This is a genomic window from Vibrio sp. 779(2023) (assembly GCF_033344285.1).
Lineage (GTDB): Bacteria > Pseudomonadota > Gammaproteobacteria > Enterobacterales > Vibrionaceae > Vibrio > Vibrio alginolyticus.
Genome location: NZ_JAWPOM010000003.1, coordinates 206,236 through 220,026, shown reverse-complemented (window position 1 = coordinate 220,026; position 13,791 = coordinate 206,236). Strand labels below are relative to the sequence as shown.

The window sequence follows — 13,791 nt, the reverse complement described above, 5'->3', positions numbered from 1 at the left end:
TTTACAAAAACTTATGCCTTACTATCTTGAATAACAAAATGGCGTTTTGATAGCCTCAGCTCAACTAATAATTAAAACGCCAATGTGATGCCAGCCACTCATACTAAAGATGAACTGCATAGGTTTCTCAAACCGGGAATGAAACTTTCTACTAATTTCGAATTTGGGCCTAAGGATCAATATACGTATTCCACCACCTATCTGGGGATGAAAGAAAATGCTTATTTGATTCTTGATATACCAATGCGTTTGCTTGAAGAGCAAGTGATGAGAAAACTCCCCAACGCCGATGTCATCGTGCGTGGTGTATCAGATACGGAGTTAGGCCATGTCATTGCGTTTAAGTCCAGCGTACTGACGACGACCGTTCGACCATCCCCCCTTTTGTTTATCCGCATTCCAGGAACATTTGCAACCAAACCAGTTCGAGAACATGAGCGTTACAAGTTGCAAATGGACTGTAACGTTATTCATGCAGGGAATGTCTACGACGGTAGCCTTATCGATTTCTCTCTAGCAGGTGTTGGTATATCAACCTTGATTGAGCCCGAATTCAACGTGGGTGAGAGTGTTACCATCGAATGCCCGTTAAGCCACTATATCGGAGAAGAAAATCGATGTGTCATTGCCAACATTAAGAAATTGGCGAAGGGATGGGTAGTTGGAATTAAGTTTGCTAGTTCCATTGAGATGACTCACGAACTAAAAACAGAGTTACTGGAGCAATCCTTTCTAACCAGTAACGTCTGAAATTACTGCTCGCTAAAGCGCGTCGCCTCAAAGCTGTTGAGTATTCTGTGAACCGTATAGGTCACAAGCAGCGTCGCAACAATAGCAAACAAAATACTGCTCACGCGATACAGCGCACTGAACATTAAGTCACCATCCGGAGTAAGATATTGGCCGAACAAAATGCCTAATGTGGTTAAGCCGCCAAATCCGGCTCCCGAACCGCTAGATTCTTTCACGTGCATATAGCTGAACATCATAGCCCCAATCCAAAGCAATGGGACGATAAACAATAAAGTATCCGACCAATCGTATAATACAAGTTGTCCGACGATACCAAAGGTCACCCCCATCAAGGTTCCCATTGCTCTTTTTCGCGCATACCCTAAAGCACCGTTCCAATGCATAGGAAACAATAAAAGCAAGGTTGTCGCCTGAGCAGACATAGAGTCACTGAGGTCAAATAGCTGGAATACAAGGAAAGACATTGTAGCGATACTCGCCCCCATAAGGGCTTCATGACGCATTCGATGACTCTGTTTAGGCTGCGACGGTTTCGCTGGTGGCTGACGAGGTTCCGCATCGGGAATCAAAAATGTCACCACATAAGCAACGATCACTGAAATAACATTCGCTTGCAGGTTGCTAAATATTAGGTCATTTAAGTCAGTGGTTGGATAACTCGCAAAGTGCAGCATGATGCTTAAGCTCAGTACGCTGTTCGCTCCAAATAAGAATAAGCTCCCTTTTGACATACAGGCGAATTTATACAGGAACAACCCGAATGCAATGATTGTCATCATGCCTGGGTGCCCACCAAATAACCCACCAAGCACACCAACTTCTAATCCACACACAACCGCTGAAAAAATCAGTTGTCGTGCGGCATGTAGACTCATGACTGGCACCATTCCAAGTAACAGCATCGGGGTTACAGTAAAGAATACGCCATAGTTCCAACCAAATACTTTACATAAAGTGAAACCAATGGTCGCACCAGTTGCAATGCGCAAACACTGACGGAAGTCGTTTTCCGACATGGGGTGGTCCCATAACTTCATATCGCCTCCTCGTTAATAAATATAATGAAGAAGACTCAAGAATTGGATCTGGCACCTCGCTAACCAACCAGATAATGAGTTTTCTGGCAACAACTGCACGGTTGCTCGTGCCCCTGCTGGAAATGCGCGCTGCTGAGGTTCATCGATAGCTAAATGTAAACGTAAGCGCTGCGCGTCTCTCACCCAACGGTTTGAGTCAGTTGGTGTTGCTAAGCGACCATCCGCATCGAATTGACCCGAGCTGACCCCGGCATCCACACTCGTAATACGAGCTTCAAATACATCACCAGGTAAGCTATCAAAAGCCACTAACGCACGGCTGTTCTGATTAAAGTGTCGTAAACTCTTTTCACGAAAGTCGGCAATGATATCCACGTCATCGGAGACTAAAGCGACAAGAGGTGTACCAGCTGCCGCATAGGCCCCCGTCTCCAGCTGCAAGTTAGCGACAACGCCATCATGTTCCGCCGAGACTTGAGTGTAAGACAGATTAAGTTCCGCTTGTTTTAGCTGGTTTTGCGCCACGCGGATATTCACATTCGTTGCGCCTAAATCACCGCGGTTTACTTCCAACTCTTTTAAACGAGCACGTGCGGCCAGTAAGTTCGCTTTAGCTGCCGTTGCACTGCTCTGTGCGTCATCGCGCTGCTGTTGCGAAGTACCATTACGGTGAAACAGGGTATTAAGACGTTTTGCTTCGCGAACTTTTTGTTCCGCCACGATTTTGCTCGCTTCAACGTCTGCTTTTGCCGCAGCAATAGAAGCATCAAGTTGTTCGTTGTTTTGAATCACACGCTCAAGGTTAAGTTGAGCCTTTTCTACGGCGAGCTGATAAGGCTGGGGATCAATCTGAAATAGTAGATCGCCTTGGCTTATTTCTTGGTTGTTGGCAACATAAAGATGCGTAATCTGCCCACTCACACGGGGGGCCACTTTAGTTACCACACGCGTTGCCATTGCCTGAGGCGTCAACGGCATGGCGAGATCTGCAACTAGAAAATAGGCAAAGACAAGGACAAACGCGACGCAAGAATATTTGATCCAACGTGCGAATTTTTGATCTGGAGTCATAGGCGTTTACTTCTCTTTTTATTCGGTTTTCTGACTTATTCGCTAAGTGAATCAAGCGCATTGTGAGCAATCTGATCAAGAATCAATGAAAGCTGCTGAAGTTCCTGGTCGTTGATGTCCGTTAGGAGCTTGCTTCGAACTTGAAGAATTCGAGCCTCCATTTGCTTTAGTAGGGTTTTCCCCTCTTCTGTGAGGCTAACAATACGTGCTCGCTTATCGTGTTCACAGCAATGGCGAACGATCAGAGATTGCTCTTCTAATAATTTTAATGTTCGCATCAACGACGCTAACTCGATCTCAAGCGCTTCAGCCAAATGCTTCTGACTGATGTTGTCACCCATTCGATAAAGCTTCCATAACGCAGTCCAACGCGGATACGTTAGGTTTAAAGGCTCTAACTCGCGATCTGCAACCATTTTCCACAAACGAGCAACACGAGATAATTTTTCAGCCAGAGAAAGGTCTCGCAAACTGTTGATGTCTTGAATCATAAGATCTACTCAATTACTTAGCGTGCTAAGTAATATAAAATAGTTAGCACGCTAAGTAAATATCTTTTTGTGATTGAAATCACGTTGGGTGTGTCAGTGAAGGGGCAGAAATCTAAGTAACACAACACTATGTTTGAACTTGAAATGCAGCGATGTACACAACAAACGTCGAGACCAATAAAGTCTGATTTGTATAAGAGTAAAAGGGTCAGATACAAAAAAGCACAACCCACTGTCATGGTGTTGTGCTTTTCAGATAATGAATAATTGGGTTATCTCGTAGTGAGCCAATTCCTTATGTTCGCTCAACTAAGAACCGCTGCTTAAAATCCACAAATGCTTCATGGAGCGCATTTTCTTTAATCGGCTTGAGAAGCACGTAATTCGCACCCGATTCCATAAAGGCGTCACTGGTTTCTTTCGCGGTGTCAGCAGTACACGCATAAATTGGCGTGCCTAGTTTTAGCTTTTGTCGGATCTCTTTGGTCGTTTCAATTCCACCAAGATGCGGAAGTTGGTTGTCCATCAGTATCAAATCGTAAGTATGATCTTTTAAGAATTCCATTGCTTCTAACCCATCTTTCGCCCAATCAACCTGCATTTTGTACTTGTTACAAAACGCTTTTAGAATGAATGCGTTAGTATGGTTATCCTCTACCAACAACACTTTGAGACTCTCTGCAAATAGTTCACCTGGCTTAACTCGCAAACTCGAATCAAGAGGGGTGAGTACTCGCTCACGATCTTTCACTGGCATTGTAATGACAAAAGTCGTTCCTAAGCCTTTCTGACTGCGGACTTGAACATCACCTTCCAGCATGTCGACGAGGCTCTTCACAATGGTCAGCCCTAAGCCACTGCCGCCGTATTCTCGAGTCGTTGTTGCTTCTTCTTGAACAAAAGGCTCGAACATTTGGTCGAGTTTGTCAGACTCGATGCCGATACCTGTATCCGTAATTTCCACGACCAGCACGCTATTGTCAGCGCCATAGAACTGCTCAAGTTCAGCATGCAAGCGCACGCTACCCGAGGGCGTAAACTTTACTGAGTTACTGACTAGGTTGAATAAAATTTGGTTCAGACGAACTTGGTCAGTAAAGATTTCAACATTGGGATCTATTTTGTTTTCAATGACAAGGTTGACGCCTTTACTTTCACAAATAGGACGATAAATGTTTTCTAACGTTCGAATTGTATCAGTGAAAGAAAACGGGTGCTTTTGGATATTAAACTTACCCTGCTCAATCTTCGAAAAGTCCAAAATATCATTCAAAACAGCAAGTAAGTGCTCACCACTATGTCGAAGTACGTCAATTTGGTTATTCTGCTCTTCTGTTTCCACAGAGTCTTTTAGCAATTGAGCAACCCCTAAAATTCCATTGATTGGCGTTCGGATCTCATGGCTCATTTTAGCCAGAAAGTCGGCACGGGCTTGAGCAGATTTCTCTGCTTCTTTGCGCGCCAAGTTACTCTGTTTTTCCGCCTCAATTAGCGTGGTAATATCCTGACCTTGAACAATAATACCGCTAATATCTCCATCAACTCGAATCGGCGATAAGTTCCAGCGATATACTTTGTCTCCAATTGGCACATTAACGCCTGTCAACGTAGCTCCCTGAGCCGCCATGCGAAGGTGTGGCATCAACTTTTCTTTGAAACCTTTGAACACTGGGTGCATGGTTTCAACATCGTTTTCCATGACTAACTCTTTGCGTGCTGCCGGATTGATTTGGACAAGCACACCCGATTCAGACCACACCATAATAGGTGATAACGCAAAGTTAAACAGGTCGCGGAAAGACCGCTTTTGTGCTTCAAGCTCTTCAAAAGTGTTTTCTAGTGTCGAACCAATATGATCGAATTCCTCAATATCTGACCCCTCAAAACGCTCAAATCCTTTTTCTTCACGAGCCGAGCGGGTATATGCCATCAGGGATCCTAACTCTTCAACTACTCGATTCTCGATCCATTCTTTAGTCATCAGCGCAATCATGACCATACCGATAACTGAGGCTAGCATTGCTAGCAGGTGTTGGATTTGCAATGTCACCACGCTCTGATTGTCTTGCACAGTAAGCAAGCACAAGTCAGTCTCGGCGGCATTTACCTCAATAGGGGTTTTGATGATCAATAATTGGTCAAGCTTGTGCTGGGACTCTCGTCGTTTGAGTACGTCAAATATTTGATAAGCCTCATCTCCTACTAATGAGCTTGCCAATGGTGTGTTGTTAGCGACCAACACAACATTGTCGACGTTGCCTTCATTTTTTAACCTTTCCATCAACCCAAAGTTATTATCTAAAACAACAACATTGTAAGAGTACCCCATCACTTCACCGGTTTTAGGTTGTAAAACGGGTACACGACGAAGTAAAAGATGGCGAGTTCCCATCGGGGTCTGTGAGGGTAGATAATACCAGTTGTTGCTAAAGGTCACTTGACTGGCAAGTCGGCTAAGTATCAGGTTGTTGATGCCATAGAAATGCGCGTTGCCATCGTCCCAAATAATACCTTGATGATCGGTTAGGAAACGAAACTCCGGTGTATGGGAAGGATCACTCTGGTCAATACTCATGAAAAAGTAATTGAGTGCCTCTTCATCACGTTCTGTATAAAAATCCAATACAACATCACTTTTCGAATTGCTGTTGTGATGAATCTGAATCGCTGCAAAATGGCTATCAAAAATGTTCAGGATCAGGGCAGAGGTCTGCTGCTTGGTTCGGTCGACTTCCTGCCAAATAATCTGCTTCGAGAAGTAATAACTCTGAACAAAGATGCCTAGAATGATCGGAGCAAGTACGAGAATAATTATTTTGGTAATAAGCGTCGACAGTGAGCGACGCTTTCTTGTTTTTGATGTAGTTGTCATCAATTATCTGAGTATCTAAATGCACGTTTTCTTAATGCTTCAATTCTTTCTGGAGAGTCCGATTTGGTAACGACTTCAAAATCACCAGAGTAAACAGTGGGAACTGGCTTTCCTTCTAAATCCCACTTAATGGCCTCAGCCATTGCAATACCTGTATCATCGTTCATACGCATAACGGTAACGTCTAACTCCCCTTTAGAAAGCGCCTCTAACTCTGCTGAACCGCCGCCCCAACCATTGATCATGACATCATCACGACCTAACTCTTTAAGAGCGTCAACAGCACCTAATGCTACATCGGTAGAACACGCGTAAATGAAGTCAACGTCCGGATACTTCTCCAAACTGGCTTTTGCAGCTTCATACCCAGATTGCTTTGTTGCTTTGGTGTAGTAAGCAGATTGTAGTTCAAATTGATTATCGCGGTTCACTTGGTTGATAAAAGTGTTGCCTCTGATGTCACTAATGTAGCCCTCTGAGAAGTAGAGAACACTATAGTGGCTATGTTTAGGGAAACGCTTGCCAAACTCAACGGCCAATTCACGACTTCCTTCTGCGTGGTCGAAACCAACATAAAGAAACGGCTGATGATGCTCCCAATCCCTAACAGGTGTGGTGATATTTTGTAAGATTAACTTGGTTTTCTTTGAGTCTAAGACATGCTCAACAAACTTACGATGTCTTGTGGTATCTAGAGTAAAGATCAAATAATCGGAGTTGCTTTTCAGCGCCTCCATTAAAGACAAACTTTGCTGCTTTATATCTGCATTAGGACGAGTAAACACTTGATTTAGTTGATAGTCGATATCAAGCTTATCTAGGCGTTTTTCAAACGCGTCGATGTTTCGAATCCAATAATCAGAGATCTGCTGCCCTGGATAAACAACAGAAATTTTCAGTGGACGCTTCTTGTCTTTTGCTACGGGTACAGGGGTTTCTCTTACCACTTCAGCCAACGCACTAGTTAGCTGCTTCTGTTGTGGAAACTGGTCTAAAAACTCTTGATATGCCCAATACCCATTAAGAACTTGGGTGGCCTGCACATTCGGCGCAAAAGCGGCCATTGAAATCAGGGAGAATACTAACGCTTTTTTCATCTACTGCTCTTTTAGCTTTTTTATGAGCCTAATTCAGCTCTATTCATTACCTAGCCGAGTCATCCTATACTCTTGTAATCTACCTTCCTCTTAGTGCCTGTTTCAATAGTAAATTAGTTCTTGGTCTGAGTGGATGCAAATGAAAGTACATTGAGTCGCTTCCTTTGTCTCGATGACGTAGAGACATTTCGCGCTTTTCATACTCAGGACCTTTAAACAGAACACCAGCCCATTATGCGTCAGTTTATTCCTACATGGTACTCCAAAAACAAAAAGAAACCGCCAATGTGACATAGGCGGTTTCCGTGTATCTTTGCGTAACAAGGGCTTATCAGAGTGCCACTATCTCTAACATCATTTGTTGATGTTCGTCGACGACAATATTTGCTTTTGACATAACGAGCAGCTCTTTTTTCGCTTTAGTTAGTTGCTTAATATAGTACTCTGCTCGCATGGCAAGCGTCTTTGAGTCAAAATCCGATGACCATTCCAATACCAAAGGGCCTTTTCCCTTCAAAGCTTTCGCTCCTTTTCCGGTTTGGTGCTGATTGAATCTTCGTTCAACATCATTGGTAACACCACAATACAACGCGTTGCGGTTATTTCGTATCAGGTAGACACTCCAACGCTGCGTTGTATTTTCCATCATGAAAGCAGTGACTCAACCTTAGCTTTTAATTCATCCAGCTCTTCTTTCAGCTGAGCGACTTCGAGCTCTAGCTGGCTTACTCGATCGGAGCTCGAGCTTGCAGCAGACACAGGCGCTGCAAGTTCGGACGCATCAACATCACCACAGAACAAATGCATATAACGCGACTCCCGCTTACCAGCCTCACGTGGTAATTTGACCACTAATGGTCCTTTCTCTTCGCTTGCTAAATGCTCAAGGACCGTTTCCACTTCTTTTACATCATGAAATGTCGCGAGACGATTAGTACGAGTACGAATTTCCCCAGGTGTTTGAGCACCGCGCAAAAGCATACAGCATACAATGCCCTTCTCCTGCTCTGTCAGCTTTAAATCACCAAATTCCGTATTACAGAAACGGTGTTGATACTTGCTGACGCGGCTGTTGAACGCACTTTCGTCACTGACGAGCCTGCGCTCAATAAGAGCATCAACGGCATCGAGAACGTCTGACTCAGAGAGTGACATCACGGGATCACGGTTGCTTTTTTGATTACACGCGTTGGTTAATGCGTTTAGGCTGAGGGGGTAAAGATCTGGGGTAGTGACTTCTTTTTCGATCAAGCAACCAATAACTCGTGCTTCAATTGCCGTTAGCTCAACTTTCATAATGCATTTCCTTATTATTTTTGCATTTGACTTTGTACCTAAATCGCTTCGAAATCATACGCCATAAATTCACACAGCAGTGCAAGAAGCGTTAGCGGTTCAGGTGTTGGTGTCAGGCTAAAGCATAGCGTAAGACCTGACACCCCTTACGAATAGGGTCAGGTATCAATGCTCCGAGAGAATCGGCACTCTCGTCAAATTGCCATCTTGGTCGACCATCATTATTTTTGAACGATTAAGCTCAACTTCGATGATTTCGAGTTGCTCACGGGCGTTGATATACGCCGTTTTTAACTTTTCAGCCACAGAGCGAGTGACTTGCTCATTATCTTGACTATTTACTTGCTCCGCAGTGTTACCAGAGTCCATATCAAGTTCATCATTTTGCATTCAATGGTGTTGATAATATAGTGAAGGCCACGTTATGACAATGAATCGATGGATTCTACAATGTTGGCCAAAACTCGAAGAAAGCAGCACGATTATATGGACACAACGCAATTGGTTGAGAAATGTTCAACTCTGCATTGCTATTGATCTAAAGACTGTTATGCCACTGGATGTTGTGCTTTAATCGAGGAAGATATTCATAAAATTAGGAAAGAGAACTATGAGTAGCGTATTTGAAATCGTTAACCAAGCTCGTCGTAAAAACAAACTAAAACGTGAGCTTCTTGATAACGAGAAGAAAGTTCGTGATAACCGTAAACGTGTTGATCTTCTAGAAAACCTTCTAGACTACATCAAACCAGAAATGACTCACGATGAAATCGTCGCAATCATCAAAAATATGAAAGCAGACTATGAAGATCGTGTTGATGACCACATCATTAAAAGCGCTGAGATCTCTAAAGCACGTCGTGACATCAGCCGTCGCATTCGTGAGCTGACTGAAGAAGACAAGCAAACTAGCGGCAAAAAATAAACGCGTAAGCTAGATTTTCGAACCCCGAGCAAGAATATCTTCCTCGGGGTTTATTTTTGTCTCTAAACTAACCGCCGTGTACAATCAATCTAACTCTTATTCCTAACGCATTCAGCTTTCTATGTCTTCAACTACGACAAGTACACAACCAACGCTTGCAAAACAATTATTTACGATGACCTGGCCAATGCTATTTGGCGTTCTGTCTTTAATGAGCTTTCAGCTTGTGGATAGTGCGTTTATCGGTCAGCTCGGCGTTTTACCGTTAGCCGCTCAAGGTTTCACTCTGCCTTTGCAAATGGTCATTATCGGTATTCAAGTCGGTCTAGGGATCGCAACGACAGCGGTCATTTCTAAAGCTCTTGGGGCGAATGAAAGTCGGTATGCCAAACAACTTGGCGGATTGGTATTGATGATCGGCTCAATTGGTGTCGCTATTTTTGGCGGGCTAATTTGGCTTTTGCGCTACCCCATTTTAGCTCTATTAAGCGCTCCAGAATCTGTTATGCCGATAATCGACAGTTACTGGCCTTGGTGGTTATTAAGCTCATGGACTGGTGCAGTTTTGTATTTTTACTACAGTATCTGCCGAGCTAATGGCAATACAATGTTACCTGGCACAATGATGATGATAACCAGCGGCGTGAACCTTGTGCTCGATCCGCTATTTATTTTCACGTTTGACTTGGGTATTAACGGAGCGGCAATAGCAACCATCGTCGCTTTTGGGTTTGGTATTTTAGTCGTCGCTCCTCGCGTGAAAAAGAATCACTGGGCAACGACACAATGGCAAGATCTTAACGTAGCCAAAAGTGTTGCATCTATCGGTAACATTATGGGCCCTGCGATGATTAGCCAACTGCTGCCACCGTTGTCTTCCATGCTAGCAACAAAATTATTGGCAAGCTTTGGAACCGCAGCAGTCGCCGCTTGGGCGCTTGGTTCACGCTATGAGTTCTTTGCTATCGTTTCGGTCTTGGCGCTGACAATGTCTATGCCTCCAATGGTTGGACGCTTACTTGGGGCAAAGAACTATGAAGATATCCAAAGGCTCGTCAGTATTGCCGTAAAATTCATTCTAGGTTTCCAACTTTTGATTGCTGCCATTACATTTGCCGTCGCAAACCCACTCGCATTATTGATGACAAGTGATGTGCAAGTGGAGCAAGTCTTGGAAATGCATTTACTGATAGTGCCGATCAGTTTGGGTTCATTAGGGGTTTGTATGCTAATGGTTTCTCTTTGTAATGCATTAGGCAAATCTTACACCGCGCTCACTATTTCAGCGCTGCGCTTGTTTGTCTTTTTCCTACCGTGCTTGTGGGTTGGCGCTCAAATGGATGGAATCCGAGGTTTACTCTTAGGCGCTTGTATCGGCAACCTGTTAGCTGGTGTTTCCGCATACCTAACCTATCGCCAAACCATACGCAAACTCGCAGGCGCTCAAGCCAACGCACAACAATGAATAATCAGAACTAAGCCCCTGAAGTGGGGCTTTATCGTTTTGACGCCTTGTCTAAGTTGAAATGTTAGCTAGGCGAGTTTTAATTCACTAAAGAGCTCAAATAACTGGTTCGATTTATACGGCTTAGGTAAATAAGCATCCATGCCTGCCGCAAAACAGTTGTGGATGTCTTCTTCCAAAACACTCGCAGTGAGTGCGATAATCATTGTTTTTTCACGTCCTGCTTTCTTTTCCCAACGACGAATTTCTTTCGTCGCGGTCAGTCCATCCATCACGGGCATCATGCAGTCCATTAAAATTGCATCGAATTCTTCTCCCTTTGTGATGGCTTCTAACGCTTCTTGACCGTTGCTTGTTATCAAATAGTCATAACCTGCTTTATCCAGAAAGAAACTCGCTATTTTCTGGTTCATCAAGTTATCCTCCGCAATTAAGATCCTCCGATGAGAGCGCGACGCTCGATATTCAGAGCTGACAACATTATTGGTGACATTGTCACTTGATATAGTCTTTTCAACCTTAGCTAAATCATCAATGACATGCTTAAATCGATTGCCAAGGAAAGGTAATGTGAGTACGGCATGTACTTTTTCTGCATTTTCGTAGGGAGTGGATAAATGATGCTGGCAAATAATCACACGGCGAAGATCGTAATTAAATGATAGATTATCCAAGATTTCATCGGTATTAGCGTCGTTACTGTGGCACAGAAATATGACATCAAAGTCATCATTTATCGCTTGCACTTCATTCACATTATTAACACCAAAGAGATTGATTTTCGCTAAGCGACACTCTTTTAATACTTGGTCGGCGTAGTCGTAATTTGAGCAGATCAAAAGCCCTTTATTAATTACCTCCGAACGCCAGCCAAACACCGGAATTGCTTCAACCTCAATCGAGAACTCAAAGCATGTTCCCACTCCTTTTGTAGATGTTGCTACGAGCTTGCCCCCCATCATCGACACAAGCTGACAACAAATAGCCAAACCCAACCCTGTGCCGCCAAATTGCCTCGACACTCCTTCATCTTCCTGAGTAAAGGGTTCAAAAATCGTGGTTAACTTATCTTGATCAATGCCTATTCCGGTATCTTCTACTTTAAACTTCAGCACTCCACGTTCTTTCTCAAGTAACTCCTCATAACTAACATCAACGCATACATGCCCACTTTCGGTAAACTTAACCGCATTCGATACCAGATTCGTAACTACCTGTTTGACACGATGATCATCGACCATCACGCGAATGGGGATATTTTCAGCTAAATTAATACCTAACTTTAGCTGTTTAGATGTTGCTTTGGATTGGAATAAAATCATCGACTGATACACGACTTCTCGGATATCCGCTTCTACTAGTGACAGCTCCAATCGTCCAGACTCTATTTTAGAGAGATCCAATATATCGTTAAGTAAAGTAAGCAGTGTTTGAGATGAGGAGTCAATGTCATCAACAACTTCTTGTTGATGCGAAGACAACTCACTTTGAGAGAGTATTTCTGTCATGCCCATGATCCCGTTAAGGGGCGTGCGGATTTCATGTGACATGTTGGCAAGAAACACAGATTTTGCACGATTAGCCGATACTGCTGACTCTTTTGCATGCAGTATTTCTTCAGTTTGTCTCTGCATTTCTTCAACCACTCGATTCACTTGCTGAGCAAAAATGGTCAGTTCATCACTTCCATCAACTTTGACTTTTGTTTGCTTCTCTTCGGAGTTGATCAACGCGTTTAAAGTATGAATGATCGCATCGAGTTTGCTGTTAACGCGGAACCAAGTACTAAATCCGAGCCAACAAAGCAGGATAACCACTAAGGCAACGCCAAAACTGATCATGGCTATATTGGCCTTTTGTTCATGAACCTGCGTGAGAAGCGACTGCTCAGTTTGTTTGGTGAACCCATCGATGAGCACTTGTAAGCGCTGCACACGAAAATCGAGTTCTTTTAAATACGCGGCGTAGTCACTTTGTGACATGTCTCCTGATATTAATTGTCCGCGAGACGCCAAGTTTCTCTGATATCTCGGCGAAGTAAACAAGCCAAGCAATTTATCCACTTGCTCGTATGACCCACCTAAGTTTAAAAACGCATCCAAATTTTGCTGCTGTCGGTCAATCGCCTGATAAAACATGCTTTGACTTAGCCGACTCTTAGGGTCTTGGACTAAACGGTTCGTCAGCCAAGCTTCTTTCTGTGTCCAAAAAGAGAGCTGAGCAAGGTAGGCAATAAAATTTTGCATGCGAATGCCATCGTCACTGCCATACCATTGATGATTTTGCAACAAAGAGCGCGACATATTTTGGAGCTGTTGAAATGTCCAATCACCCAGGTCGTCCATCTCACTCAATCTACCTGACAATACCCCCAGCATGGCTTCTTTCAGTTCATCAGCATACTCAGCAGTATTAGGGTTACTCACAAACTTTTGATGCAAAGAAGAAATAACTTCACCTTGTTCTTCAATATTAATGGCTGCAGAGACTTGAAGATCAGGCTGTCGGCGTACTTTCTCTATGGAGTAAATAAAGTGGGAGGCCTTGGATATCAATTGGAAACCTTGAATATTGCTAACCGTTTGATTGAGACGGCTCACGCGCAACGCATTATCAGAAAACTGCTGAACTGCAAACACCACTATTACCACAGCGGGTAATAGTGCGAGGAGTGCTAAGCGTGTTTTTATTGATAATCTCAACATCCATCAGCCTAATGGTTGATTTCATCCGTTTATTTAATATTAGACTAGTTTCTTGCATTGAAAGGCATATACGACATTG

At 43.6% G+C, this 13,791-nt stretch carries 12 protein-coding genes; 3 read left to right on the top strand and 9 right to left on the bottom strand.

Annotated features, from left to right (window positions below):
* Positions 1 to 87 precede the first annotated feature (87 nt).
* The gene (locus tag R8O70_RS06105) at positions 88 to 750 is read left to right on the top strand and encodes a flagellar brake protein (protein WP_017819882.1); all 663 of its coding nucleotides are present in this window, start codon (positions 88 to 90) and stop codon (positions 748 to 750) included.
* A 2-nt stretch (positions 751 to 752) separates the two neighbouring features.
* On the opposite strand, the gene R8O70_RS06100 is transcribed toward R8O70_RS06105, so the two are convergent.
* From R8O70_RS06100 to R8O70_RS06065, 8 genes are all read right to left on the bottom strand, one after another.
* Entirely contained in the window at positions 753 to 1,790 is a 1,038-nt protein-coding gene (locus R8O70_RS06100; RefSeq protein ID WP_017635179.1) for a DUF2955 domain-containing protein, read from the bottom strand.
* A gap of 12 nt (positions 1,791 to 1,802) precedes the next feature.
* Positions 1,803 to 2,861 (bottom strand): HlyD family secretion protein, encoded by a 1,059-nt coding sequence (locus R8O70_RS06095; protein ID WP_017635178.1) that lies wholly within the window; start codon positions 2,859 to 2,861, stop codon positions 1,803 to 1,805.
* Between the two features lie 35 nt (positions 2,862 to 2,896).
* A complete protein-coding gene (gene slyA, locus R8O70_RS06090) occupies positions 2,897 to 3,352 on the bottom strand; it encodes a transcriptional regulator SlyA (RefSeq protein WP_017635177.1) in 456 nt (151 codons plus the stop codon).
* 295 nt (positions 3,353 to 3,647) lie between these two features.
* The gene (gene luxQ / locus R8O70_RS06085; protein WP_017635176.1) at positions 3,648 to 6,224 is read right to left on the bottom strand and encodes a quorum-sensing autoinducer 2 sensor kinase/phosphatase LuxQ; all 2,577 of its coding nucleotides are present in this window, start codon (positions 6,222 to 6,224) and stop codon (positions 3,648 to 3,650) included.
* The gene (locus tag R8O70_RS06080) at positions 6,224 to 7,321 is read right to left on the bottom strand and encodes an autoinducer 2-binding periplasmic protein LuxP (RefSeq protein WP_005385634.1); all 1,098 of its coding nucleotides are present in this window, start codon (positions 7,319 to 7,321) and stop codon (positions 6,224 to 6,226) included. The genes luxQ and R8O70_RS06080 overlap by 1 nt, the downstream gene beginning before the upstream one ends.
* A 331-nt stretch (positions 7,322 to 7,652) precedes the next feature.
* The gene (locus R8O70_RS06075) at positions 7,653 to 7,970 is read right to left on the bottom strand and encodes a GIY-YIG nuclease family protein (RefSeq protein WP_005373593.1); all 318 of its coding nucleotides are present in this window, start codon (positions 7,968 to 7,970) and stop codon (positions 7,653 to 7,655) included.
* Positions 7,967 to 8,617, bottom strand: a complete 651-nt coding sequence (locus R8O70_RS06070; RefSeq protein ID WP_005373594.1) for a YceH family protein — start codon at positions 8,615 to 8,617, stop codon at positions 7,967 to 7,969. The genes R8O70_RS06075 and R8O70_RS06070 overlap by 4 nt, the downstream gene beginning before the upstream one ends.
* Positions 8,618 to 8,782: 165 nt before the next feature.
* Positions 8,783 to 8,986, bottom strand: a complete 204-nt coding sequence (locus R8O70_RS06065; protein ID WP_031777159.1) for a hypothetical protein — start codon at positions 8,984 to 8,986, stop codon at positions 8,783 to 8,785.
* A 241-nt stretch (positions 8,987 to 9,227) separates the two neighbouring features.
* Here R8O70_RS06065 and R8O70_RS06060 point away from each other — a divergent pair, with 241 nt between their 5' ends.
* Positions 9,228 to 9,542, top strand: a complete 315-nt coding sequence (locus R8O70_RS06060) for a DUF496 family protein (RefSeq protein ID WP_005373603.1) — start codon at positions 9,228 to 9,230, stop codon at positions 9,540 to 9,542.
* A 121-nt stretch (positions 9,543 to 9,663) separates the two neighbouring features.
* A complete protein-coding gene (locus R8O70_RS06055) occupies positions 9,664 to 11,007 on the top strand; it encodes an MATE family efflux transporter (protein WP_025767935.1) in 1,344 nt (447 codons plus the stop codon).
* Positions 11,008 to 11,075: 68 nt separating this feature from the next.
* Here R8O70_RS06055 and R8O70_RS06050 read toward each other — a convergent pair whose 3' ends face one another.
* Positions 11,076 to 13,712 (bottom strand): ATP-binding protein, encoded by a 2,637-nt coding sequence (locus R8O70_RS06050; protein ID WP_136976708.1) that lies wholly within the window; start codon positions 13,710 to 13,712, stop codon positions 11,076 to 11,078.
* Positions 13,713 to 13,791 lie beyond the last annotated feature (79 nt).